This window comes from Agarivorans sp. JK6 (genome assembly GCF_045277145.1).
GTDB classification, from domain to species: Bacteria; Pseudomonadota; Gammaproteobacteria; order Enterobacterales; family Celerinatantimonadaceae; genus Agarivorans; species Agarivorans albus.
In genome coordinates this window covers 2,942,501-2,966,984 of the sequence record NZ_CP113525.1, presented here as the reverse complement: position 1 = coordinate 2,966,984, position 24,484 = coordinate 2,942,501, and the positions used below count along the sequence as shown (strand labels likewise).

Genomic DNA, 24,484 nt, shown 5'->3' with positions numbered 1-24,484 from the left:
AATTAAATAGGACGTTCTTTTTTCTTATGTTCAAAAAGCAGTTGGTTGTTGGACTTTTACTAGCCTGCATCTCCGGAACGACTCTCGCCGCTGGAAATTCGGCGTTTACTGTTGCAGATATTCGGATCGAGGGATTACAACGGGTATCGTTGGGTGCCGCGTTATTGCAAATACCTTTACGTATTGGCGATGAGGTAGACAGTTCTCAAGTTAGTGACAGCATTAAGCGCTTGTATCGCAGTGGCAACTTCGAAGACGTTCAAGTTTTCCGTGACGGCGATGCATTGGTATTCAAAGTTCTTGAAAGGCCTACCGTTAGTAACATCGAGTATTCTGGCAATAAAGACATCAAGACCGAACAACTCGAAGAGTCTTTGCGTTCATCGGGCATCAAAATAGGCGAGCCCTTAGATAAAACTAATCTTCGTAATATTGAAAAAAGTCTTGAAGACTTCTATTACAGCGTGGGTAAGTACAGTGCGCGGGTTAAAGCGATTGTTACCCCCTTGCCGCGCAATCGAGTTGATTTGAAGTTTAATTTCCAAGAAGGTTTATCTGCGGAAATTGAACAAATTAACATTATTGGTAACCAAAAGTTTTCTTCTGGTGAGCTAATTAAACGTATGACGCTTACCGATAGTGCACCTTGGTGGAATGTACTTGCCGACCAAAAGTATCAAAAGCAAAAGCTAGCTGGCGATTTAGAAACCATTAATAGCTTTTACTATGACCGTGGTTATATTCGCTTTAAAGTTGATTCCACTCAAGTTGCTTTAACGCCCGATAAGAAAGGCATTTACATCACCATTAATGTTGATGAAGGTGAGATCTACACGGTAGAGAAAGTCGAGTTAGCGGGTAACCTCCTAGATAAGAGCGCAGAGCTAAATGGCTTAGTGAGCATTAATCAAGGGGATACTTATAGCGGTGCTGAAGTCACTAAAACTGAAGAATTACTGTCTAAATTCTTGGGTCGCTATGGTTACGCTTATCCTCAAGTTAATGTTTTTCCAGTAATTAATGATGAAGATAAAACAGTAGTTCTTAACATCAATATAGATCCTGGTAATCGAGTTTACGTTCGCCGAATCAACGTGAGCGGCAACACTATCACCAAAGATGAAGTACTGCGCCGTGAGATGCGCCAAATGGAAGGTACTTGGTTATCAAGCCGCTTAGTTGAGCAATCCAGAGCCCGCTTAAGCCGTTTGGGCTTCTTTGAAACGGTTGATGTAGAGACAGTGAAAATTCCGGGCTCTGATGACCAAGTGGATGTCAATTTTACTGTTAAAGAGCAACCTTCGGGGTCGTTTAATGCCGGTGTAGGCTTTGGTACCGAATCAGGCTTAAGCTTGTCAGCTGGTGTACAGCAAGACAACTTCTTGGGCACCGGTAACCGAGCAGGAATTAATGTAAGTACTAACAAATACTCTAAGAATTTTGATGTTAACTTTACTGACCCTTACTTTACAAAAGACGGGGTGAGTTTTGGTGGCCGCTTCTACTACACCGACTTTGAAGCGTCAAAAGCCGATATTGTAGACTATAACAACGAAACAATTGGTTTACGTGGGACCCTTGGTTTCCCTATTAACGAATACAACCGTTTGAGTGCGAGTCTGGGTTTAGAGCAAAATAAAATTTCGCAGTTAAACGCTTATGCGCAAATCCAACAGTTTTGGGATATTTATGCCCCACACCGAAATGAAGATGGATCGTTAACCTTTGGGTCCTTGGATACCACCTTGGGTTGGAGCCGCAATACTTTAAACAATGGTTCTATGCCTACAGCGGGTTCTTCACAGAAATTCGATACTAAGATAACCATTCCTGGCTCAGATATTCAGTATTTTAAGATGAGCTTTGATACGCGTCACTTCTTCCCTATTACCACCAACCACGATTGGGCGTTTGCAGTAAGAGGTAAAGTTGGCTACGGCAACGGTTATGGTCAGCTTGAAGGTAATGACCAAATTCTACCTTTCTTCGAAAACTTTTATGCCGGTGGTTATTCTACCTTACGTGGTTTCCGTTCAAATACCGTGGGCCCACGTGCGCTTTACTTAGTAGATAATAATGGTAGTTCGTATGTTACCGCGTCTGATGATTCAGTGGGCGGTAACGCTTTGGCGGTAGGTTCAGCAGAGCTCATCTTCCCAACTCCATTTCTTGACGAAGCTTATATTCGTCAAGTTCGTACCACTGCGTTTATAGACTTTGGTACTGTTTGGGATACCGAGTTTGATTATGAACGTTATAGTCAAATGCAATGTATTAGGTATTGTGACCGTTTTGGTGATTATTCATCACCGGACCGAATTCGAGCCTCAGTAGGTGTGTCTATTCAATGGTTCTCTCCTATGGGACCACTGGTATTCTCATTTGCTAAGCCAATTAAGAGTTATGAAGGGGATCGATCTGAAGCCTTCTCATTTAACATTGGCCAAACTTTTTAACTTTTGATTTTAGGAGTAAATCTTTTGAAAAAACTAATTGCTGCTGTTGCCCTTGCTGCAACTATCGTAACCCCGAGTTTTAGTGCGCTAGCAGAAACTAAAATTGCTGTGATTAATATCGCTGAAGTTTTTCAACAATTGCCTCAGCGTGACACTTTACAAAAAACGCTAAAAGACGAATTTGAAGTGCGTGTGCAAGAAGTTCGTGGCTTGGAAGCTGAAATGCAGCGTCTTTATGACAAACGTGAAAAGGATGGCGAGCTGCTAGGTCAGCAGGAAGTAACTAAGATTACTCGTCAGCTTGAAACTATGCAGGCTGAATACAAACTTAAGCGTAAAAACTTAGAAGAAGACCAACGCCGTCGCGGCGCTGAAGAGCAACAAAAATTGATGATTAAAGTTCAAGACGCAATTGTTGAAGTATCTAAAGCACAGGGCTACGATTTAGTATTACCTTTAGATGCAACAGCGTATGCATCTGACTCTTTGGATATTACCAAGCAGGTTGTTCAACAAGTGAGTAAGAGTAAGTAAATATGACACTAAGCCTTGGCCAAATCGCTGAGCAACTCGGGCTTACCCTTCAGGGTGATCCCGAGCTAGTTATTTCAAATATCGCCCCCTTTGAAAAAGCAGGGGCGCAAGAGATAAGCTTTTTAACAAACGCAAAGTACAAGCCTTTGCTGGCCACTAGCAAAGCTGGTGCGCTTATTTTGTCGAAAAGTCATGCTGATGCTTTTTCTGGCAATACCCTGATAAGTGAAGACCCTTATGTTAGTTATGCCCAATTAGCGCAGCTACTAGATACCACCCCAGCTAGCGCAAGCAGTATTCATCCATCCGCTATTATCGAAGATGGCGCTAAAATTGGTAACAATGTCTCTATTGGCGCTAATGCAGTTATTGAAAGCGGTGCTTTTTTAGGCGATAACGTGCAAATTGGAGCGGGTTGCTTTGTCGGTAAAAATGCAGAGATTGGTGCAGAGACAAAATTATGGGCTAATTGCAGCATCTATCATGAAGTTCAAATTGGCCAGCAGTGTTTAATTCAAAGCAACACTGTGGTTGGTTGTGACGGTTTTGGTTATGCCAATAAGCAAGGCCAATGGGTAAAAATTCCGCAATTGGGCACGGTGATTATTGGCGATAAAGTTGAAATCGGTGCTTCGGTTTCTATCGACCGAGGGGCGTTAGACAATACTGAGATTGCGTCAAACGTGATTATCGATAATCAAGTGCATATCGCTCACAATGTAACGATTGGTACCGGAACTGCCATTGCAGGTACTACTGGGATTGCCGGTAGCACTAATATTGGCCGTTATTGCATTATTGGTGGTGGTGTTGGCATTAACGGCCATATCGATATATGCGACCAAGTGACTATCACCGGTTACTCTATGGTCACTAAATCAATTAGTGAACCAGGCACTTATTCTTCTGGCATGCCAACCCAAGCTAATCGTCAGTGGCGAAAATCAATGGCTCGCCTATCTCAAATAGATGAGATGCATAAACGCATTGTAAGCTTAGAGCGCAAGAACAGCGCTGAAGCTGACTAAACTAGGAACAGATTTTGACTAAACAACTTAACCGCTTAGAAATTCAAGATATCATGGAGCTTTTGCCCCACCGTTACCCATTTTTGTTGGTAGACCGGGTATTGGATTTTGAAGAAGGTAAAACGCTACACGCCATTAAAAACGTAACTTTTAACGAACCGTTTTTTACTGGTCACTTTCCGCAACAACCTGTTTTCCCAGGCGTATTGATTCTTGAAGCACTGGCTCAGTGTACTGGGATATTGGCGTTTAAATCTACCACTAAGCCAGCCGATAACGAGCTTTACTATTTCGCTGGTATCGATAATGCTCGCTTTAAGAAGCCGGTTGGTCCTGGCGATGTATTGCACCTCGAAGTTGAATTATTACGCGACCGTCGCGGCATCGGTAAATTTAACTGTGTTGCCAAGGTAGAAGGCGAAGTGGTTTGTAGCGGCGAAATCATGTGCGCACGTAGGGCCTACAAGTAAGTGGAGCTGAATATGATAGATAGCACTGCAAGTATACATCCAAGCGCCATCATCGAAGGTAATGTAAAAATTGGTGCCAACACTACTGTTGGTGCTTTTACCATTATTCGCGGTGACGTTGAGATTGGTGAGAACTGTCAAATCGCTTCACATGTAGTGATTAAAGGCCACTCTAAAATTGGCAATAATAACCGCATTTTCCAATTTGCCTCGGTAGGTGAAGACTGCCAAGACTTAAAATATGCCGGTGAAGAAACCTATTTAGAAATTGGCGATAACAATACTATCCGTGAGAGTGTGACGATTCACCGGGGCACTACCCAAGACCAAAGCATTACTAAGATTGGCAGTAACTGCTTGTTTATGATTAATGCCCACGTTGCCCACGATTGTGTTGTAGGTAACGGCTGTATTTTTGCTAACAACGCGACTTTAGCTGGTCACGTCACTATTGGCGATAACGTTATTTTTGGCGGTCAAGCGGCAATTCATCAGTTTGGTAAAGTGGGTTCTTACGCCTTTGTAGGTGGCTGCGCAGCTGTTAACAAAGATGTTCCTCCCTATGTGATGGCTGTAGGTAACTATGCTCGCCCAGTAGCAGTTAATACCGAGGGTTTATTGCGTAGAGGTTTTAGTAAGGATGCTATTAAGGCGATTCGCCAAGCTTACAAAACGCTTTACCGTAGTGGCAATACTTTAGAGGAAGCGCTAAGCCAGATAGAGTTATCTGCTGAGCAATACCCAGAGGTTAAGTTGTTCGCCGATTTTCTAAAAGAAAATGGGCGAGGCATTGTTCGCTAATGGCTCAGGCGGATTTGCATATCGCTATCGTCGCCGGGGAAGTCTCCGGCGATATTTTAGGTGCCGGTTTAATTTCTGCACTTAAACAGCAATACCCCAATGCGCGCTTCTCCGGCATCGCGGGTCCATTAATGCAAGAGCAAGGCTGTGAGGCCTTGTTTGATATGGAAGAGCTATCGGTAATGGGGCTAGTGGAAGTGCTAGGGCGCTTACCGCGTATAATCAAAATCCGCAAACAACTGCTCCAACAATATATTCAATCTCCACCAGACATTTACATTGGCATTGATGCTCCAGATTTTAACTTAGGCGTAGAACATAAACTGCACGCTAAAGGTGTTAAAACTGTTCATTACGTTAGCCCCTCCGTTTGGGCATGGAAACAAAAGCGAGTTTTCAAAATTAAAGAGGGCTGCAATAAAATTCTGGTTTTCTTGCCATTTGAAAAAGCTTTTTATGATCGCTTCGAAGTGCCTTGTGAGTTTGTTGGGCACACCTTGGCTGATCAAGTTCCTCTTGAAAGCCCCCAATTGCCTGCCATTGAAAAGCTAGGTTTAGACAGTTCTAGAAAAGTACTAGCGATATTGCCTGGTAGTCGAAATGCTGAAGTGGGCTTGCTTACACCAGTCTTCCTTGAGTCCGCTAAAAAATTACTTGAGCAGTATCCAGATCTACAACTGGTTGCTCCTTTAGTTAATCAGCGTCGCCGGGAGCAATTTGAATCTTTAGTCAATGAGCATGCGCCAGAGCTAGATATTAAAGTTATCGACGGACAAGCTCGCACCGTGATGACCGCAGCAGACGCTATTTTATTAGCTTCTGGCACGGCAACGCTGGAAGCGATGTTAGTAAAACGGCCTATGGTAGTAGCTTATCGTTTTAAGCCTTTGACTTATCGAATTGCAAAGTTAATTGTTAATGCTAAGTTCGCTGCCTTGCCTAATTTGCTTGCCGACAAAATGATTGTGCAAGAATATGTACAGGAAGACTGTACCAGCGACAACATTGTGGCCGAGTTAAGTCGCCTACTTGAAAGTGATAACAGCAAACTCATCGATAAGTTTACTGAATTGCACCAACAAATCCGTTGTGATGCTGACCACAAAGCAGCGCAAGCGGTTATTGAAGTAATAAATAGTTAGTTTTCCTTATACGCGTTTTTTGGAGTTGTCATGACGCCTTTTGTTTATCCTTCTGGTTATTCTGTTTTTGCTGGCGTCGATGAAGTAGGGCGGGGCCCTTTAGTGGGTGATGTGGTAACCGCAGCGGTTATCCTTGATCCTAAGCAGCCAATTGCAGGACTAAACGATTCCAAAAAGCTCTCTGAGAAAAAACGTTTGGTACTAGCCGAAGAGATTAAGCAGCATGCAATAGCCTGGGCGATAGGCCGGGCAACTCCTCAAGAAATAGATAAGTTGAATATTTTGCACGCAACCATGCTGGCTATGTCTAGAGCCGTTGCGGCTTTGAGCGTTACACCTGAGTTTGCGTTGATCGACGGCAACCGAGAGCCTCAGTTAAGCATCCCCTGCCAAGCGGTGATAAAAGGTGATGGTTTGGTGGCCGAAATTAGCGCTGCATCTATTATCGCAAAAGTGGCTCGAGACCAAGAAATGGTCGAATTAGATGCCCGTTACCCAGATTATCAATTTGCCAAGCATAAAGGCTACCCAACGGCCTTACACCTAGAAATGTTGGAGAAACACGGTGCTATTGCCGAGCATCGGCGCAGTTTTAAACCCGTACAGCGGGTACTAGGAGAGCTGTAGTTTTGTCAGAACCTACACCAAATCCATCTTTCATTCACCTTCGGGTCCATTCAGACTTTTCGATGGTTGATGGCTTAAAAAAAGTAAAACCCATTGTTGCAAAAGCGGCCGAGTTAAACATGCCGGCCATTGCTTTAACTGATCAAACTAACCTCTGTGGTTTAGTTAAGTTTTACGGCGAAGCTCATAACCAAGGGATTAAGCCCATTGTCGGTTGTGATTTTTTTGTTCAGTCAGATGAATTAGGTGATGACCAGTTTCGATTAACCTTATTAGCTACCAATAACAAAGGTTATCAGAACATCACTATGCTCATCTCACGGGCCTATTTGCGAGGGCAGCTGCAGGGTAAGCCGGTTATTGATAAGCAATGGCTTAGTGAACATGCTGAAGGAGTGATTGTTCTGTCTGGTGGTCGCCAAGGTGATGTGGGCAAAGCCTTACTTAAAGGTAACCACGATATCGTTGAGCGAAGTCTTGCATTTTACCAAAAGTATTTCCCAAATCATTACTTTTTAGAGTTAATTCGCACCGGCCGCCCCGACGAAGAAAACTACCTGCACATGGCCGTTGCGTTAGCGGGCGATAAAGGCTTGCCTGTAGTCGCTACCAATGAAGTTGTTTTTTTAGAAGAAGATCAGTTTCAACCTCATGAAGTGCGGGTTGCCATTCACGATGGTTTTGCTATCGATGATAGCCGCAGACCTAAAAAATATAGTGCGCAGCAATATCTTCGCAGCGAGCAAGAAATGCAGGAGTTGTTTGCAGATATTCCCGAAGCACTGCAAAACTCAGTTGAAATCGCTAAACGCTGTAATGTAACGGTGCGCTTAGGTGAGTACTTTTTGCCTGACTTTCCCACCGAAGGCCTGCCCATTGAAGAGTTCTTCTGTAAAGTATCTTGGGACGGTTTAGAAGAGCGCTTAGAGTTTTTGTTTCCCGACCCTGAAGAGCGAGCAAAACGTCGTCCGGAATACGACGAACGTTTACAAATTGAACTTGATGTAATTAACCAAATGGGTTTCCCTGGTTACTTTCTCATCGTAATGGAGTTCATTCAGTGGAGTAAGGATAACAATATTCCGGTTGGACCTGGCCGGGGCTCGGGCGCTGGTTCGTTGGTAGCTTATGCGCAAAAAATTACCGATTTAGATCCGCTTGAATTCGACTTACTATTCGAGCGATTTTTGAACCCCGAGCGGGTATCTATGCCTGACTTCGATGTCGATTTTTGCATGGATCGTCGTGACGAGGTAATCGACCACGTAGCTGAGCTATATGGTCGAGATGCGGTATCGCAGATTATCACCTTTGGTACTATGGCTGCTAAAGCAGTAGTGCGTGACGTAGGTCGAGTATTAGGTCATCCTTTTGGTTTTGTTGACCGGATCTCCAAGTTGATTCCACCCGATCCGGGAATGACCCTAGAAAAAGCCTTTGAGGCTGAACCGCGTTTGCCAGAGCTGTATAACGCTGATCAAGAAGTTCGCGAGCTAATCGATATGGCTCGTATCCTCGAAGGGGTTACGCGTAACGCGGGTAAACACGCTGGTGGCGTAGTAATTTCGCCCACCACTATTACCGACTTTGCCCCCTTGTATTGTGATGCAGAGGGTAAAAACCCAGTTACCCAGTTTGATAAGAATGATGTTGAATATGCCGGCTTAGTGAAGTTTGACTTCTTAGGCTTGCGTACACTGACGATTATTCAATGGGCTTTGGATATGCTCAACCCAGTGTTAGAAGCCAAGGGTGAGCAGCCAATCGATATTGCGGCAATTTCTACCACTGACCCAAAATCATTTAGATTACTGCAAGATTGCAAAACAACCGCGGTATTCCAGTTGGAATCTCGTGGTATGAAGGATTTGATTAAGCGTCTTAAGCCCGATTGTTTTGAAGATATGATTGCACTTGTTGCCCTGTTTCGTCCCGGTCCGTTGCAATCAGGCATGGTAGATAACTTTATCGAACGTAAACATGGTCGAGAAGCTATTTCTTACCCTGATGAAACTTGGCAACACGACAGCCTGCAACCTATTCTAGAGCCGACCTACGGTATTATTCTTTACCAAGAACAGGTAATGCAGATTGCTCAGGTTCTAGCAGGTTATACCCTCGGTGGCGCTGACATGTTACGCCGGGCTATGGGTAAGAAAAAACCTGAGGAAATGGCCAAGCAGCGGGCAGTATTTGAAGAAGGCTCTATTAAGAATGGGGTTGATGGCGAACTGTCCATGAAGATCTTTGACTTGGTAGAAAAGTTCGCTGGCTATGGTTTTAACAAGTCTCACTCCGCTGCTTACGCTTTAGTTTCTTATCAAACTTTATGGATGAAGGCGCATTACCCTGCGTACTTTATGGCAGCGGTGATGTCGGCCGATATGGATAACACCGACAAAATTGTTACTTTAGTAGATGAATGTAACAACATGGGGCTGAAGCTGGTGCCGCCCGATGTAAACACTGGCTTGTTTAAGTTTTCGGTGAATGCCGATGAAGAAATTGTTTACGGTATTGGCGCGATTAAAGGGGTAGGTGAAGGCCCCATTGAAGCGATTTTAGAGGCCAGACAAAGTGGACCATTTATTGATCTGTTTGATTTTTGTTGTCGCTTAGATCTCAAGAAAATCAATAAAAGGGTGATTGAAAAACTTATTATGGCCGGAGCTATGGACAAGCTAGGCCCGCATCGCGCCGCAATGATGGTGACTTTGCCAACAGCTATGCAAGCCGCTTCACAACATGCAAAAGCCTCAGCTCGGGGCCAAGAAGACTTATTCGGTATCATTGCTGAAGAAGAGGATGAACGCCCAGAGTTTATTGATGAACCTGTTTGGACAGAAAAAGTCTGGTTAGAAGGGGAAAAAGAAACCCTTGGCTTATACTTAACCGGTCACCCAGTTAATCGCTATTTAAAAGAGTTTCGTCAATATACTACTGGTCGCTTGGTAGATATACGCCCCACCGGCCGCGGTACTACATCAACGGTAGCGGGCTTAGTGTTATCTACGCGGGTAATGCTTACCAAGCGGGGCTCTAAAATGGGCATCATTCAACTCGATGATCGCAGTGCCCGTTTGGATGTGATGTTCTTTAGTGAAGCATTCGATACCTACCAAGAATTATTAGAAAAAGATCGCATGTTGGTGATTCAAGGAGAGGTCAGCGTTGATGATTTCTCCGGAGGCATTAAAATGACTGCTCGTGAAGTCATGGATTTGTCGATGGCTCGTGAACGCTGGATGAAAAAACTGCGTTTGCGAATGTGTCGCGACCAGCTAGATGAACTATTTTGGCAAAGATTTTACGAAGTATTAGAGCCTTATCGAGCGGGAACCTGCCCAATAGCAATAAGTTATGAGGGCGATAATGCCAGTGGCATGTTAAGCTTAGGCACCGATTGGCGAATTACGCCGAGTGAAGATTTAATAGAGGCGTTGACCCAACTGCTGGGACAACAGCAAGTCACCCTAGAATTTAATTAAGAAAAAGATTATATGAATCCGAATTTTCTAGAGTTTGAGCAGCCGATTGCTGAGCTGCAAGCGCAAATTGAAGAGTTGTGCATTGTAAATGAAGAATCTGGCGTAGATGTAGATTTACAGGAAGAAATCTCTCGTTTGCAACAAAAGCAAAACGATTTAACCCAAAAAATATTCTCAGACTTAGGTGCTTGGCAAGTCGCCCAGCTAGCGCGTCATCCTAATCGCCCATATGTGTTGGATTACATCGAGCACATTTTCACTGACTTTGATGAATTAGCTGGTGATAGAGCTTACGCTAACGACGAAGCTATTGTTGGTGGTATGGCACGTCTAGATGGCAAACCAGTAATGGTTATTGGCCAGCAAAAAGGTCGCGAAACCAAAGAAAAAATCCGTCGTAACTTTGGTATGCCAAAACCAGAAGGCTACCGCAAAGCGCTTCGTTTGATGGAAATGGCTGAGCGTTTTAATATGCCAATCATTACCTTCATTGATACTCCTGGAGCATATCCAGGCGTAGGCGCAGAAGAGCGTGGACAAAGTGAGGCAATTGCTAAAAATCTATTGGTTATGGCTGGCTTAAAGGTGCCAACTATTTGTACCGTTATTGGTGAGGGTGGCTCTGGCGGCGCCTTGGCAATTGGTGTAGGCGACCGCGTTAACATGCTTCAGTACAGCACTTACTCGGTGATTTCTCCAGAAGGTTGTGCTTCGATTTTATGGAAGAGTGCTGATAAAGCGCCTGTTGCAGCCGATGCTATGGGCATTACTTCAGAACGCCTTAAAGAATTAGATTTAATTAATGACATTGTTCCAGAGCCTTTAGGTGGCGCCCACCGTGATGTTGCCGCGATGGCGCTTAATCTAAAAACTAAGCTATTGAGCGATTTAGAAAGCCTATCAGCATTAGACACTGAAACCTTGTTAGAGCAGCGCTATCAGCGCTTAATGTCCTACGGATATTGCTAATAATGAACTAGGGCATTGGTATCTCCAGTGCCCTATTAAGAGGTTAATTTGTCCCTTCAATCTCGCTTTTCACACTCCCTAGTTTCTCTTCCGTCAACAACTCAACGTATTGTTATTGCCCTTAGTGGCGGCTTAGATTCAAGCGTTCTATTGCACTTAGCAGCCCAGTACCATAAATCTCACCGGCACTTAGAATTACTAGTTGTGCACGTAAACCATGGCCTGCAAGAGCAAGCAAATAATTGGCAACTTAACTGTCAGCAGCAAGCAGAGGCTTTGGGTTTACCCTTTGTGGCTGAGATGGTTGATGTTGAAGTAAAAGCACGCTCTAGCTTGGAAGCGGTGGCGAGAGAAAAGCGTTATCAAGCTTTAGCGAAACATATGGATGCTCATAGCTGCTTGCTAACGGGACACCATGCCGACGACCAGTTCGAAACCTTTATGCTAGCGCTAAAGCGGGGAAGTGGCTTACAAGGCTTAGCTGCTATGCCGCCAATGCGGAATTTTGCTGCTGGGTGCTTGTTAAGGCCTCTGTTATCTGTAACGCGAGCAGAGTTAGCAGACTATGCTAGGCAACAGCGACTCAGCTGGATAGAAGACCCAAGCAACCAGTCTTTAGAGTTTGATCGTAACTTTTTGCGGCATAAGATATTGCCAGAGCTAACAGGGCGCTGGCCCCAATGGCTAGCTTCCACTCAGCGTAGTGTTCAATTACTACAAGAATCTGTCGATTTGTTGGAAGAGCTGGCTGAGTCTGATTACCAAACGCTTGAGAGTGAGCAAACGTTGTGTTGCGAAAGCTTGTTACTGCTTTCGCCAAAGCGCCAAAGAAACGTGCTCCGTTACTGGTTTAAACGTATGGGTTGGGCTTACCCAAGCCAAGCGCAATTAGCGCAGATCCTCACTCAAGCCTCTGCACAACAAGATGCCAAGGTAGCTGTTACATTAGCAGAAGGGGAGTGTCGCCGCTTTCAAGCTTGTTTGTATTTGGTGAGAAAAGTTGAATTGCTTGAGTCAAACTTAGTGACTAACTGGGAGCTTGCTAGCACACCAATATTAACCTTGGATAATGGTAGTCAATTAGCTTGGCAAAATGGTGGCAAGTTATTGCCGCCTTCAAGTTCCCAACAAGTTAGTGTTAAATTTAGAACTCATCTAGAGCAAAAAGAGTTTAAAGCGTTTGGGCGCGTTGGCAGTAGAAGCATTAAGAAGCTATTGCAAGAATGCAAGTTACCGCCATGGCAGCGCAATCGCTTACCTTTTGTATTTTATGATGAAGTACTAGTGGCAGTAGCTGACATTTACATTCAGCAAGATTATGCATGCCCTAATAATAAGGGCATTGCTCTTAACTGGTTGCCGACTTGTTAGCGTAAAGCTGTTCGTCGGCGCTTTGGATTAGGCTTTCGCTATTGCTGCCAGGTGTCCATTCGCTTACTCCAATACTCGCTGAAATATCGTATTGAGCCAGTAGTGGCGACTCTTCAAGTTTAGCGTGTAAGCGTTTAATCACTTTTTGCGCAGAGTACTCGGTGGCCGGGCGCAATAACATGGCAAACTCATCACCACCTACTCTAAAGGCTTGATCGCCGCTTCTAATTACCGACTCGAGTACTTTGGCAAAGCTAATCAATACTTGATCGCCAACCGGATGGCCAAGCGAATCATTCACTTGCTTAAACTTGTTCAAGTCTAACAGCATAAGTACTAAGCCACCTTGTTGCTGGCTTTGACGGGTTTGCTGTTCGATCGACGTATGTAAAGATTCATCGAAATGGGCACGATTACCGATACCGGTTAAGTAGTCATTACGCACGCGTTCTTGTAATCGTGCTATCTGCAGGGCATGTTTTAATGGAGCCTGCAGTAGCTGCGTTAGCTGGCGGAGTTGATGAATTTCATTACGCTGAAACGGAGTATCGCGGGTAAAGGTAACAATCGCTAAGGGCTGGCTTTTATTGTTGAGATTAAAACTACGGTAGTAGCGCTGGCCTTCAAATAGGCTCACTTCGGTTTGCAGGCTATCACTAACTAAACGCATGGCGGAAAACTCAACGTAATTCGTTGCCATAGCGGCAAAGTTTTGCAGTAACTCATCTAACTGTAAGCTTTCTTGCAAAGACTCAAGAATACTCAGCTTCTGAACAGCACTAAGTTTAGCGTCATTAGAAAAATGTGATATTTTTCTTGGGCTTACAATATTGTTCTGCGCTAATTGTAGAGAATCCATAGTTACTTTACTCTTATCTAATCTTGCTGTTTAGCGTCAAAAAACGCCGCTAGTTAAGAATAAAGCAATTTGTAGGCCAGCTAATCTTCCAAAAAAGCCAAAATTTTGTCAATTTGCTGCGAAGTGTTTTGGTATCCCTCTCTTATCAGATAGTTAGTGTAATCTTGCTCGAACATTAAAAAGCTGGTGATGGCCGAAGGTTTGTCTTTTTTAATGCCTAAGGTAGCCAGCATCAGCCGTACCGAAAGTGGCAATATACTAAAGTGGTTGTGTGCGGTTTGTTCGAAATCGATATTAGGTTTGATACTTAAAGAGTGAATAGGGCGCAAATCTAATTGTTTTTGCTGTTGTGGTGTTAATAACTCAATAGTTCGATTAATACGTTGTAAGCGCTCTAAGTCTGAATTAAGAGTATCGGAAAACACCGAGTCGAGAAGATGACCTGCAATTGTTGCGCTATTCGGCGGAGGACAATCTATTGCGCAGTTGGGTTTGCGAGGCTGCTCTAAATGAATCGCCAGTATTTTATCAGCACCTAAATGGATTGCGGGGCTAAGTGGGCAAAGCTGATGAATGGAGCCATCGCCGTAGTAATCTTGACCTACTTTCTCTGCTGGAAATATCAGAGGTATGGCTGTTGAAGCAAGTAGGTGACTGGTATGGATTTGGGTTTTTCGCCCCAGCCGCCTGGCGCGTTGCCAGTTTTGTTGATGCTGCTTGGCTTGAAAAAAAGATAAGGACTGACCGTCTTGGTAATTTGAAGCGGTGACCGATAAGGCATGCAGATAGCCAGTGGCAATGTTCTGATCGATCCGCTTGTAGTTAAGATAATCGTTTAATAAGGCTTGTAAGGGCTGGTTATTGAGTAGGGAAAAGCCTTGTTGCTGGCTATAGTCTGCATGCAGGCTTTTGCACACCATTGATGATAATTGCTTGGCTATGGCTAAACTGTCGGTTCTAAAAACTTGCTTACATTTAAAGTTACGCCAAATATATTCAAGTTTTTTAACCCCTAATCGAAAGCAGGAGGCATAGACACCTAGCGCAGTAGCGTTTATCGCACCCGCGGAAGTACCACAAAGTATTGAAAAGGGACTGGCATGGTTTCTTGGGTATTGCTCCGCAATCGCTTTTAGAACCCCAACTTGGTAGGCCGCTCGCGCGCCGCCGCCGGTAAGAACGAGAGCGACTTTGGGTTTGTTTTTAGTGCTAGCCTTTTGATTCATAATAATATCTTAGCACAGCGTTTTATCACTGCTTACTGGTGATATCACACTCCCAAAAACAAAAAAAGCCGGCGAAGGCCGGCTTTTTAGTCAATTTACAGATCTTAGAATTGGTCGAAGATTTGCTCTACAGCCACTTCAACTTTTTCTCCACTGCGACGATTTTTGTATTCAATCACACCTTTGTCTAGGCTGCGGTCACCAATAACGATAACGTGTGGAATGCCAATCAATTCTATGTCGGCAAACATAACACCTGGACGCTCTTTACGATCGTCAAACAATACATCAATACCACGCTGCTTGGCTTCTTCGTAAAGCTTGTTAGCCACTTCTTGAACGCGATGAGATTTGTGCATGTTCATCGGTACAATGGCTAGCTTGAATGGCGCAATTGCATCTGGCCAAGTAATACCGTATTTGTCGTTGTTTTGCTCAATAGCTGCAGCAACGATACGAGATACACCCACGCCGTAACAACCCATGGTTAAGGTTTGGTTTTTACCTTGCTCATTAAGCACCGCAGCGTTCATTGATTTAGCGTAGGCATCACCAAGTTGGAAAATATGACCAACTTCGATCCCACGTTTAATTGATAAATTACCTGAACCGCAAGGGCTTGGATCGCCTTCTACCACATTGCGTAGATCAGCAACTTCGCCAAGTGCTACATCTCGCTCCCAGTTGATACCGAAGAAGTGTTTATCATCTACGTTAGCACCTGCGCCAAAGTCACTACAGTGCGCGGCAGCGCGGTCTACAATAACTGGCATTGGTAAATTAACTGGTCCTAAAGAGCCTGGGCCTGCGCCAACTGCAGCGCGAATTTCTTCTTCACTAGCAAACTCAAGCGGTGAAGCTATCTCAGTTAAGTTTTCTGCTTTAATTTCATTGAGCTCGTGGTCGCCACGCAAAATTAATGCAATAAGTGAATGCTCAGATTCTTCACTGGCTTTCACAATCAAGGTTTTAACTGTTTGTTCAACCTTAATGTCGAACTGTTCAACTAGCTCAGCAATGGTTTTAGCATTTGGCGTAGCCACTTCTTGCATCTCTTGGCTAGGTGCTGGGCGCTCACCTGCAGGGGCTAAGGCCTCTGCTTTTTCAATGTTTGCCGCGTAGTCGCTGTTATCAGAGAATACGATTGCATCTTCGCCAGACTCGGCGAGAACGTGGAACTCATGGGATACGCTGCCACCAATGCTGCCAGTGTCGGCCAATACTGGGCGGTACTCTAAACCTAAACGCTCAAAGATACGGCAGTAAGCTGCGTACATATCATCATAAGTGCTTTGTAAGCATTCATCGGATAAGTGGAAAGAGTAGGCGTCTTTCATTAAAAATTCGCGAGAGCGCATAACGCCGAAACGCGGGCGAACTTCATCACGGAACTTGGCTTGAATTTGGAACAAGTTAAGCGGAAGTTGCTTATAGCTGTTTACTTCTCTGCGGACTAATTCGGTAACCACTTCTTCGTGGGTAGGGCCTAGTACAAAATCGCGCGAGTGACGGTCTTTAAAGCGAAGCAGCTCTGGGCCAAACTTGTCCCAGCGGCCGGTTTCTTGCCATAAATCTGAAGGTTGAACAGTAGGCATGTGGATCTCAATAGAGCCACTGGCATTCATTTCTTCACGAACAATTTGTTCTACTTTTGAAAGAACACGCAAACCATTGGGCAGCCAAGTATATAAACCTGAGGCTAATTTTCTTACCATGCCAGCGCGCAGCATTAACTGGTGAGATACAATCTCTGCATCGCTCGGAGTTTCTTTCTGAGTTGCCAGAAGATATTTGCTAGAACGCATATCTGTCCTTTCATTTAGCTATTAAATTGCGGCGATTGTAACAGGCTAATTTCGCTCTGTCAGGCCTTGTCACGGCGGTCGCCGATGATTTTTGCAGGGTTACCGGCAACGATAGCCCATTTAGCCACATTTTTAGTGACTACCGCTCCCATGCCTACGACCGCATGGTCGCCAATTTCAATGCCGTCAACAATACAGGCGTTCGCACCAATCCACACATCTTCGCCAATTGTGACGCCTTTGGATTGGCTGTTTTGCCGCCAAATATCTTGCTCTGGGTGCATGCCATGGTTGAAGGCATAAATTTTTACGCCGTTAGCAATACGGCTGTTGTTGCCAATGCTTACGCCTTTTTGCCCGCCGTCGATGGAGCAGCCGTGGTTTATAGCTACATAGTCGCCAATGGTTATTGGGCCATGCAAGAAGCTTTGAGCAGCCACAAACGAGCTATTGCCTAGCGAGACTAAACGCCCTGGCTCGGCAAATATATTGGCGTCTGGGGCAATGAAACAGTTCTCACCAATTTGTACGGTTTCTAGTGCTTGCAAATGTTGTTGGATATCATTTTGCCAGGGCTTGGCCCATTGCAGGTGTTTCGCTTTTAAACGGTAATAAAGCCATGGCATCCAAGCAAGGCGCTGTTTGTGTTGTTGCTGATAGTCCTGAGGTTCAAGCTGCATGGCTCACCGAAACAATTTCTACTTGTGACTCACTTGCATTAACTTCTAGGATTCGCCAGCGGATATTGAATTGATATAAGGCCACACCATACTCTCGGTCGTCAGTTTTGTTTTGTTTGTATGCTGGGCGTGGATCTTGGGCTAATACCTGCTCTATCACCAGCCGTTGAGCTTGTTCTATATTCAGCTGTTGAGCTTGTTGCAAGGCTTGCTGAGACCAAATCACTAGTAACTGTTGCTGTGGTGCTTGTTGTGCGTAACCAGCCTGCGCTTCTGGAATACTGTCGGCGTAAGGTAAGTAGGGCTTTACATCATAAATAGGAGTGCCGTTAACTAAATCGCCACCTTTGAAATGCATGGCCAACTTATTTGGGCTGCGTTCAACGTGACTAAGTTCAAGTAAGGATAAACCTAAGTGATTAGGGCGAAATGACGAACGAGATGCCAATACGCCCACTTTTTTGTTACCGCCTAAACGTGGTGGGCGTACCTTGGCTTTCCAGCCAGATTTAATATTTTGATGAAAGGCAAACACTAACCAAAAGTGACTAAACTGCTCCACATTGTCTAGTAAATCAGGGTCATTAAAGTCGGAGTTGAAGACTAAGCTGCTGGTTGTGGCATTAACCAAGCCGGGCTGACGTGGCACCGAAAACTTCTCTTGATAAGGGGAGTGGATAAGGCCCAAAGGAGATAGCTGGATATTCATTACTTTTCAATTCTGTAGGCTTTGCCAAAACAACTTAACATGGCAATGCATGCTGCAGGTTCTTCAATTGGGTAACATTGTTGAATAGTGACTACATTGGCCCCAATACCGGCGGCTTGCTCGCGAAGATTATTGCGTGCATCCACTTTCTGCGGTGGTGCTTGATTGGCTTTTTCTTGGCAACTTAGCCCTTCTACAATGCCTAAGTATTCTGCTTGCAGGGGATCGATTTGTTCATCGTTAACTATTTCCACTTCGGTGGCAGGCAAATAGTTTTCAAAGTTTTCTTTATCGACGTTGGTATTAAAACTGTAGTTGCCACTACAAGCTATTAGGCTGCTGCTAAGCGCCATTATTAGAAAAACACGCATACACTTCCCTTGAATCAAATACTTGAAGCTGGTCATTAGCTGGTAAAATTGACATGTACTTATTGATAATACTGGGTTTATTATAACATCACTTAGTTTCGCTTGTTGTTTCAAGTTAATGCTGAATAGCGAAAAAGTTTTTAGGATGTTTTACCAAGGATATAGGTAATGTCTAAACCTAACATCAGCATGTTTCGCAATTTAGATTTAGCATGGCGGCACAGCATTGGCTTGCTATTTTCGCTGGTGTTGGTGGTAGCTCTGGCCTTTTGGGGGCGCCAGTCTTCAGCGTCAGTGGCTCCCTTAGTTACTGTTATGGTGGCGATGCTTAGCATTATTTTGCCGCTTTCTGTTGGCTTAATGTGCCGCAGTTTTTACCGTAAGAAATACAGTTACACGATGTTGGTTTTTGGCGCCGCCTTTTTCTCGGTGTCGGGTTTAGAGCTTTGCTACTTTATTCTCAACTATCCCTCCTTTTTAAGTGTTCAGCCACTATCTTCGAATACTGTAGCGATATGGTCTGGGCTAATTACACGTGGCTTTTTAGCTGCAGTGTTGCTCATTTGCGGGGTGCTGCTTAGCCGTTACGAGCGCTTAGCCAACGGTGGGAAGATGAGCATCGCGGTGCTGGCTATCGGTAGTGTGATATTTTCTTTCCTAAGTGTCGCCTTTCTTTATGTGGTGTCATTACCTTTTATGCAGGTGGCTTTATCCCATCTTCATTCAGTGTTGGAATTATTGGTTACTGCGGTATTTGCGATTGCTATCGCTTATTTTGGCTGGCGTGGCCGTTGGCTAAATTGCACCCTTGAATGTGGCGTATTTGCGTGTGTGTGCATTCAATTTATTTTGTACTTTTGGCCGGTGTCAGAAAACTTAGGTGTTAACAGCTTTGCCGTGTTTTCCTTGTCGTTAATTAAGCTAAGTAGTTACTTGGTGGTTGCCGTTGCTAGCTACTTGGAGTTAAGAGCGCCTGCGCCAGTAACCACCATAGAGCGGGAGCGACGCCGCGAAGACCGGTTGATTCGCTTAATGGATCGAGCGAGGGGGAAGCAGTACTCATGGTTTAAACGCAGTAAAAGCTCCATTAGTACTTACGTTACCTTGCTCAGCGGTTGCTTGGTGGTAGCCGGGGTTACGGTAACTTACCTTATCTTTTATTTTTCTTTTGTTGCCAGTTTAGAGAGCGAGCGTGAACAGCAATTAAGTTTACGAAATGCAATTCAAGTTGAGCGCCTAGATCGAGAAATATCTCATGCTTATGAAGAGCTCAGCCATCTAGCCGAGCAATCTTTACTTGATGGGTTTATTCAGCAGCAATTTGTAGATGAACGCTTCATCAATGTTGAACCCGATTTTTGGCATTCGCGCTTAAGTAGCGATATTCGTCAGTTACTTAAACGGGAAAAAGCTTTACTGGCCGCGCATCTTATTGTGGTTAGCCAAGGCCAACAATTTGAATACCTCTCAGTAGGAAAGCGAATTGGTCAAACGCTGCCTAAGGCTTTGCTATTAGACGCAGAAAAGTTGCCAGACAGAGTGCACGCTCAAACAATTAGACAAAATAGCCAAGGCGTATGGTACTTGGCAACCAGTGTCCAGCATAGCGATGGTGGCGTTGCCGCTATATGGCTTTTTGAGTATCGCCTTGATGATTTATTTAAAGTATCTCAGCAAGCGTCATCAAATCGTTCTAGTCAACATGCTGAAACCACCATTGGGCCTTTGTTAGTGTTCGACATTAATGGAGAGCGATTGTGGCGCAGTGAGCATGGCAGAGGGCAGTCTACGAGCTTTCAAGCCTCAGAATATCAACGCATCAAGCAGCTAATTAACTCCCCAGTTAAAGACTTACCAGAACAAGTGGTTAAGTTTGGCTCTTACATACTAAGTATTCAGCGTCTGCCTTATTTGCCGTCGAACGACCAAGAGTATTTGGATTTAGTGCAAATAACTGATTACGAGGAAACTATCGCGGCCTCACAAATGGCGGCTAAGCAAGCTTTGTTAGCAGCAGCTGTGGTAATCGGCTTAATGGTGCTAGTAGGCTGGTTTTTTGCTCACACTATAGTTGCGCCACTGCGCTACATTACCAACGCAACGTTGTTGTTTGGTGAGCGCAATATACAGGTGACCTTACCAGATAAATCTAATGATGAAGTGGGCGTATTAGCCCGAGCCATAGGCCAAATGACGGCAAAAGTAGATGCTCGTACTGAGCAGCTCAATGACGAGATTGCCGAACACCAGCGTAGCCAGCAGCAGTTAAGCATTGCTAGGCGAGATGCAGAAACAGCTTCGCAAGCAAAAAGCGACTTTTTAGCAATGATGAGTCACGAGATCCGAACCCCTCTAAATGGTATTTTAGGAATGACTCAGTTACTTAGTGCTTCCTCGTTATCTGAGGAGCAAATTGAGCACGTGAATACCATTCGCCTTTCTGGCAAAGCTTTATTGGTGATTGTTAATGACGTATTGGATTTCTCTAAGGTAGAAGCCGGTAAAATGGAGCTACGCTTGGATGCTTTTAGCTTGCATTTAACCTTGCTGGAAGTCGTTAAATTATTCTCTCCTCAAGCTAAAGCCAAGCACTTGAGTTTGCATCTCGATTACCCTGAACATTTACCTAAGGTGTTCATTGGTGATCAGGGCAGGGTGCAGCAAATATTTATTAACCTCGTCAATAATGCGATTAAGTTTACCGAAGTGGGCACGGTGAATTTGAGTGTTGAATATAGTCAACAACCAGGTGCCGAGGAAACTGTCTTAGTAAGAGTAACCGACAGCGGCATTGGTATTGCCGATGAGTCTATCAACAATTTATTCATGCCTTTTGCTCAGGCTGACAGCTCAACAACCCGTCGTTATGGCGGCACTGGCTTAGGGCTGGCCATTTGTCAGCGCATTGTATCCTTAATGGATGGTGATATATCAGTGACATCGGGTTTAGGGGTTGGCTCAGAATTTAGTGTGAGCTTACCTTTGCAAAGTGTTGAAGATGATGTGTTGAGCGTAAGTGTTACCGACAGTCGTGAACAGGCTGTATTAAGCAAGTTGTCTGGCCATGTGCTGTTGGTTGAAGACACCGTGGTTAATCAACGTGTTGCTAGCCATATGTTAGACAGTTTTGGCCTTAAAGTGATGATCGCTCGTGATGGCCATGAAGCCATAGATCTGTTTAAGCGTTGGGGCTCAAAACTTTCTCTCATTTTAATGGATTGCTTGATGCCTGACATGGATGGTTATGAAGCCACAATGGTTATTCGGGAACTAGAAAACCTTGCTCAGCGAATTCCCATTATTGCGTTAACAGCAAGCGTTAGCTTAGAAGCAAAACAGGCTTGTTTTGATGCTGGAATGGATGACTATGTGACTAAGCCATTTGACCGAGTGGGCTTATATGTTTGCCTGCGTAAATGGTTGAATACAAAAAATGCTAGTGTTGAGCAAACACTGCTAACAAGTAGTGATGAGCTTTCTAACGTTCAATATCAACGGATTTCAACAACTGAGCTTACTAAGCTGCAAGAAAGTATGGGGGATGAGTTTGATGCCTTATTGCAGGAATATCAAAAGGGCGCAGAGGCGATGATTGAAGAGCTATTGCAAGCTTTAAAGGTTAAGCGTTACCAAGATGCAGTACGCTTAGCGCATGGCCTTAAATCTAGTAGTAGTTATTTCGGTGCAAGCAGTTTACAAGCTCAGTGTTTAGCGCTTGAAGAGGGCTTAAAAAAACAACCGATTTTGGATGAGCATATAGCACTTGCTGCTGGCTTATTTGAAACGCTTAGTGAAACTATGCTGGAAATCGAACAGCATATCCGCTTATATTCTAAATAGATTCGTATTTTTGGTTTGCTGGATGTAAACCACGATGCGTTGTTGCTTTAGGTAAATAGACTAGCCTTAAACAACAGCATCGTTTTTTGTGGAAAGGAGTTATCTTCGTGTCTATCTCGAATAAGCTGTTATCGGCTTTTGGTTTCGTTGCTATTTTGATGTTTTGTTCCGCCGTTATCGTGTTTATTCAACTAGATAAAATTGCTCAAAAAGAGCGGCAAATAGTTGAAGTTAGTGTTCCTGTAGTTGCCCAAAGCAAAGAAATTGAGCGACACCTTCAGCAATCGCTTAGTGCCCTTCGAGCCTACCTCATCCATGGCGCAGATAAACAACGCGCCGAGCATTTTCAAAGCCTATTTGAACAGTCTTGGCTCAACATTGATTTGGCCGTAGAGCAAATTCAATTGTTAAGCGATATAGCGGTTCCAGAGCAAACCTTAACTAGCTTTTTAGCCTTAAAAGAACTGCAGCAACAAATTATCAAAATTTCCAATAGCGAAGATAACCTACCTGCACACGCTTTATTGCTGTTTGATATTGCCCCCTTAGCTGAAGAAGCGATGAACCAGGTTTCTAGCGCAGTCACCGAAGAAATTTCTCAACCCGGCTTATATAGCCCCAAAAAACGGGTACGTTTGTTAGCAGATATGAGCGAAGCGCGTAATGAACTGGCCAATGCCCTTACCAGCTTGCGTAGTTTTATTATTACTGGCGATAAATACGAACAAGAGAAATACCAAGAGTATTTTGCCAGGCATAAACAGCGGGTAGCCGATGTAGAGGCCGCAAATAATTTATTTACCGAAGAACAAGCTCGGTTGTGGCAACAGTTTGTCGAGTTAGTTGATATTTTTGTTCCCTTAGTCGATGAAATGTTTGTGATACGAGCAGCTCCTGACTGGAATATTGCCAATCACCGTATGGCCAACGAAGTTATTCCCTTAGTGGCCGATATTGAACTGAAACTTAATGACTGGAATATGCAGCAGCAAAATGTGTTAGTGAGCCACCAACAGGAACTAGAGCGTTTAGGCGAGCAAGTTGTGCTGGTGGTATTTGCTGGTGCTGCTATTGCCGCGTTATTAGGTGGCTTGGTGGTGCTTTGGTTAACTCGTCAAATTAAATCCAACCTAGCTCTAGTTAATCAGCGAGCAATGCAAATAGCTAACGGAAACCTTTCGCAACCGGCATTGAAGGTTAGCGCTAAAGACGAGGTAGGGCAGCTTACTGGCTCCATTAATGCGATGGCAGAACAGCTAAAAGGATTAATAACAGAGGTTAATCAAACTGCTGCAGATGTGAGTCAAAGCAGTGTGAAGGTCTTTGATAAGAGCTCGGGCATTGGCACAGCTCTTGATGAACAGCGTTCGAAAGTTGACTCAGCGGCTACTGCTATTGAAGAGATGTCTGTAGCAGCCAGAGAAATAGCGCAAAACACTTCTCAAGCTGCTGACCATGCAAGAGATTGCGGAGACGTCGCAAGCCAAGGTGGGCAAGTGGTCACAGATACCATTTCCATTATGCAAAAAATCGAAGGTTCTGTAAGTGATAGTAATCAGCACATCGCTAAGTTAAACCTGGCGGGTGAAGAAGTAGAAAAGATTACCGATGTAATCGCTGGTATCGCTGAACAAACCAACTTGTTAGCGTTAAATGCAGCCATTGAAGCAGCTCGTGCTGGCGAGCAAGGGCGTGGTTTTGCTGTAGTTGCTGATGAGGTTCGTAGCTTAGCTAGCCGAACTAGCCAATCCACAGAAGAGATTGCTCGAATTATCAACCAAATTCGTAGCCTAACTGAAGCGGCTAATCAGAGTATGTCAAAGAGTACCGAACTGGTTTCTAGCGGCCGCAATGTAGTTAATAAGGCAGGAGATGCGTTGCATCAAGTTATCGACACTACTCAGGGTGTTACCGAAATGGTTACCGCGATTGCAGCAGCCACCGAGGAACAATCTGCAGTGGCCTCAGATGTGGCGGCAACACTGGAAACAATTGCCCTTATTGCTCAAGATTCAGTGAGTGAAGCCCAATCTAGTGTAGATGATGCCAAGTCGTTAGAAGAAAAATCCAATCAACTCAAGCAACAAATTCAACGCTTTGTATTGTAG

18 protein-coding genes are annotated in these 24,484 nt (G+C 44.4%); 12 read left to right on the top strand and 6 right to left on the bottom strand.

The genetic code is table 11. The annotated features are described in order from the left end of the window. Positions 1-26: 26 nt before the first annotated feature. The 10 genes from bamA to tilS are packed head-to-tail and all read left to right on the top strand — an operon-like array spanning position 27 to position 12,886. Complete coding sequence (gene bamA / locus OV592_RS13785; RefSeq protein WP_406608977.1) at positions 27-2,456, top strand: outer membrane protein assembly factor BamA; 2,430 nt, start codon at positions 27-29, stop codon at positions 2,454-2,456. 24 nt (positions 2,457-2,480) lie between these two features. Beyond that, complete coding sequence (locus OV592_RS13780; RefSeq protein WP_016401177.1) at positions 2,481-2,990, top strand: OmpH family outer membrane protein; 510 nt, start codon at positions 2,481-2,483, stop codon at positions 2,988-2,990. Positions 2,991-2,992: 2 nt separating this feature from the next. Next, on the top strand, positions 2,993-4,018 hold the full coding sequence (gene lpxD, locus OV592_RS13775) for a UDP-3-O-(3-hydroxymyristoyl)glucosamine N-acyltransferase (protein WP_406608976.1): 1,026 nt from the start codon (positions 2,993-2,995) through the stop codon (positions 4,016-4,018). Positions 4,019-4,032: 14 nt separating this feature from the next. After that, complete coding sequence (fabZ, locus tag OV592_RS13770) at positions 4,033-4,488, top strand: 3-hydroxyacyl-ACP dehydratase FabZ (RefSeq protein WP_016401175.1); 456 nt, start codon at positions 4,033-4,035, stop codon at positions 4,486-4,488. A gap of 12 nt (positions 4,489-4,500) precedes the next feature. After that, positions 4,501-5,289 carry an acyl-ACP--UDP-N-acetylglucosamine O-acyltransferase gene (gene lpxA / locus OV592_RS13765; protein WP_406608975.1) on the top strand — a complete coding sequence of 263 codons (789 nt, stop codon included), beginning with the start codon at positions 4,501-4,503 and terminating at the stop codon, positions 5,287-5,289. Next, complete coding sequence (gene lpxB / locus OV592_RS13760; protein WP_406608974.1) at positions 5,289-6,431, top strand: lipid-A-disaccharide synthase; 1,143 nt, start codon at positions 5,289-5,291, stop codon at positions 6,429-6,431. Before lpxA ends, lpxB begins: the two co-directional genes overlap by 1 nt. A 30-nt stretch (positions 6,432-6,461) precedes the next feature. After that, positions 6,462-7,058: a ribonuclease HII gene (rnhB, locus tag OV592_RS13755; protein WP_406608973.1), complete on the top strand. Its 597-nt coding sequence runs from the start codon at positions 6,462-6,464 to the stop codon at positions 7,056-7,058. Positions 7,059-7,060: 2 nt separating this feature from the next. Next, entirely contained in the window at positions 7,061-10,546 is a 3,486-nt protein-coding gene (dnaE, locus tag OV592_RS13750; RefSeq protein WP_406608972.1) for a DNA polymerase III subunit alpha, read from the top strand. Positions 10,547-10,558: 12 nt separating this feature from the next. Beyond that, the gene (accA, locus tag OV592_RS13745; RefSeq protein ID WP_016401170.1) at positions 10,559-11,515 is read left to right on the top strand and encodes an acetyl-CoA carboxylase carboxyl transferase subunit alpha; all 957 of its coding nucleotides are present in this window, start codon (positions 10,559-10,561) and stop codon (positions 11,513-11,515) included. 48 nt (positions 11,516-11,563) lie between these two features. Continuing rightward, a complete protein-coding gene (gene tilS, locus OV592_RS13740) occupies positions 11,564-12,886 on the top strand; it encodes a tRNA lysidine(34) synthetase TilS (protein ID WP_406608971.1) in 1,323 nt (440 codons plus the stop codon). Here tilS and OV592_RS13735 read toward each other — a convergent pair. The 6 genes from OV592_RS13735 to rcsF all read right to left on the bottom strand — a co-directional run bounded on the left by OV592_RS13735 (position 12,864) and on the right by rcsF (position 18,536). Further along, entirely contained in the window at positions 12,864-13,745 is an 882-nt protein-coding gene (locus tag OV592_RS13735) for a GGDEF domain-containing protein (protein WP_016401168.1), read from the bottom strand. The two genes, tilS and OV592_RS13735, sit on opposite strands and share 23 nt — an antisense overlap. Before the next feature lie 80 nt (positions 13,746-13,825). After that, positions 13,826-14,971, bottom strand: a complete 1,146-nt coding sequence (locus OV592_RS13730; RefSeq protein WP_406608970.1) for a patatin-like phospholipase family protein — start codon at positions 14,969-14,971, stop codon at positions 13,826-13,828. Positions 14,972-15,075: 104 nt separating this feature from the next. Further along, positions 15,076-16,776 (bottom strand): proline--tRNA ligase, encoded by a 1,701-nt coding sequence (locus tag OV592_RS13725; protein ID WP_406608969.1) that lies wholly within the window; start codon positions 16,774-16,776, stop codon positions 15,076-15,078. A 59-nt stretch (positions 16,777-16,835) separates the two neighbouring features. Next, a complete protein-coding gene (locus OV592_RS13720) occupies positions 16,836-17,456 on the bottom strand; it encodes an acyltransferase (RefSeq protein WP_406608968.1) in 621 nt (206 codons plus the stop codon). After that, positions 17,446-18,165, bottom strand: coding sequence for a tRNA (N6-threonylcarbamoyladenosine(37)-N6)-methyltransferase TrmO (gene tsaA, locus OV592_RS13715; RefSeq protein WP_406608967.1), 720 nt, complete (start codon positions 18,163-18,165; stop codon positions 17,446-17,448). The genes OV592_RS13720 and tsaA overlap by 11 nt, the downstream gene beginning before the upstream one ends. Further along, positions 18,165-18,536 carry an Rcs stress response system protein RcsF gene (gene rcsF / locus OV592_RS13710; RefSeq protein WP_194164041.1) on the bottom strand — a complete coding sequence of 124 codons (372 nt, stop codon included), beginning with the start codon at positions 18,534-18,536 and terminating at the stop codon, positions 18,165-18,167. The genes tsaA and rcsF overlap by 1 nt, the downstream gene beginning before the upstream one ends. 168 nt (positions 18,537-18,704) lie before the next feature. Between rcsF and OV592_RS13705 the strand changes: the two genes are divergently transcribed. Together OV592_RS13705 and OV592_RS13700 are read left to right on the top strand one after the other, a co-directional pair. Further along, the gene (locus tag OV592_RS13705) at positions 18,705-22,376 is read left to right on the top strand and encodes an ATP-binding protein (RefSeq protein ID WP_406608966.1); all 3,672 of its coding nucleotides are present in this window, start codon (positions 18,705-18,707) and stop codon (positions 22,374-22,376) included. Between the two features lie 107 nt (positions 22,377-22,483). Then, positions 22,484-24,484, top strand: coding sequence for a methyl-accepting chemotaxis protein (locus tag OV592_RS13700; protein WP_406608965.1), 2,001 nt, complete (start codon positions 22,484-22,486; stop codon positions 24,482-24,484).

What these genes read in the sequence shown, in the direction of transcription:
- OV592_RS13725 (WP_406608969.1), bottom strand. Translation starts at nt 16,776, where the DNA reads ATGCGTTCTAGCAAATATCTTCTGGCAACTCAGAAAGAAACTCCGAGC.
- OV592_RS13720 (WP_406608968.1), bottom strand. Translation starts at nt 17,456, where the DNA reads ATGCAGCTTGAACCTCAGGACTATCAGCAACAACACAAACAGCGCCTT.
- lpxD (WP_406608976.1), top strand. Translation starts at nt 2,993, where the DNA reads ATGACACTAAGCCTTGGCCAAATCGCTGAGCAACTCGGGCTTACCCTT.
- rcsF (WP_194164041.1), bottom strand. Translation starts at nt 18,536, where the DNA reads ATGCGTGTTTTTCTAATAATGGCGCTTAGCAGCAGCCTAATAGCTTGT.
- tsaA (WP_406608967.1), bottom strand. Translation starts at nt 18,165, where the DNA reads ATGAATATCCAGCTATCTCCTTTGGGCCTTATCCACTCCCCTTATCAA.
- OV592_RS13735 (WP_016401168.1), bottom strand. Translation starts at nt 13,745, where the DNA reads ATGGATTCTCTACAATTAGCGCAGAACAATATTGTAAGCCCAAGAAAA.
- rnhB (WP_406608973.1), top strand. Translation starts at nt 6,462, where the DNA reads ATGACGCCTTTTGTTTATCCTTCTGGTTATTCTGTTTTTGCTGGCGTC.
- lpxA (WP_406608975.1), top strand. Translation starts at nt 4,501, where the DNA reads ATGATAGATAGCACTGCAAGTATACATCCAAGCGCCATCATCGAAGGT.
- accA (WP_016401170.1), top strand. Translation starts at nt 10,559, where the DNA reads ATGAATCCGAATTTTCTAGAGTTTGAGCAGCCGATTGCTGAGCTGCAA.
- OV592_RS13730 (WP_406608970.1), bottom strand. Translation starts at nt 14,971, where the DNA reads ATGAATCAAAAGGCTAGCACTAAAAACAAACCCAAAGTCGCTCTCGTT.
- bamA (WP_406608977.1), top strand. Translation starts at nt 27, where the DNA reads ATGTTCAAAAAGCAGTTGGTTGTTGGACTTTTACTAGCCTGCATCTCC.
- lpxB (WP_406608974.1), top strand. Translation starts at nt 5,289, where the DNA reads ATGGCTCAGGCGGATTTGCATATCGCTATCGTCGCCGGGGAAGTCTCC.
- OV592_RS13705 (WP_406608966.1), top strand. Translation starts at nt 18,705, where the DNA reads ATGTCTAAACCTAACATCAGCATGTTTCGCAATTTAGATTTAGCATGG.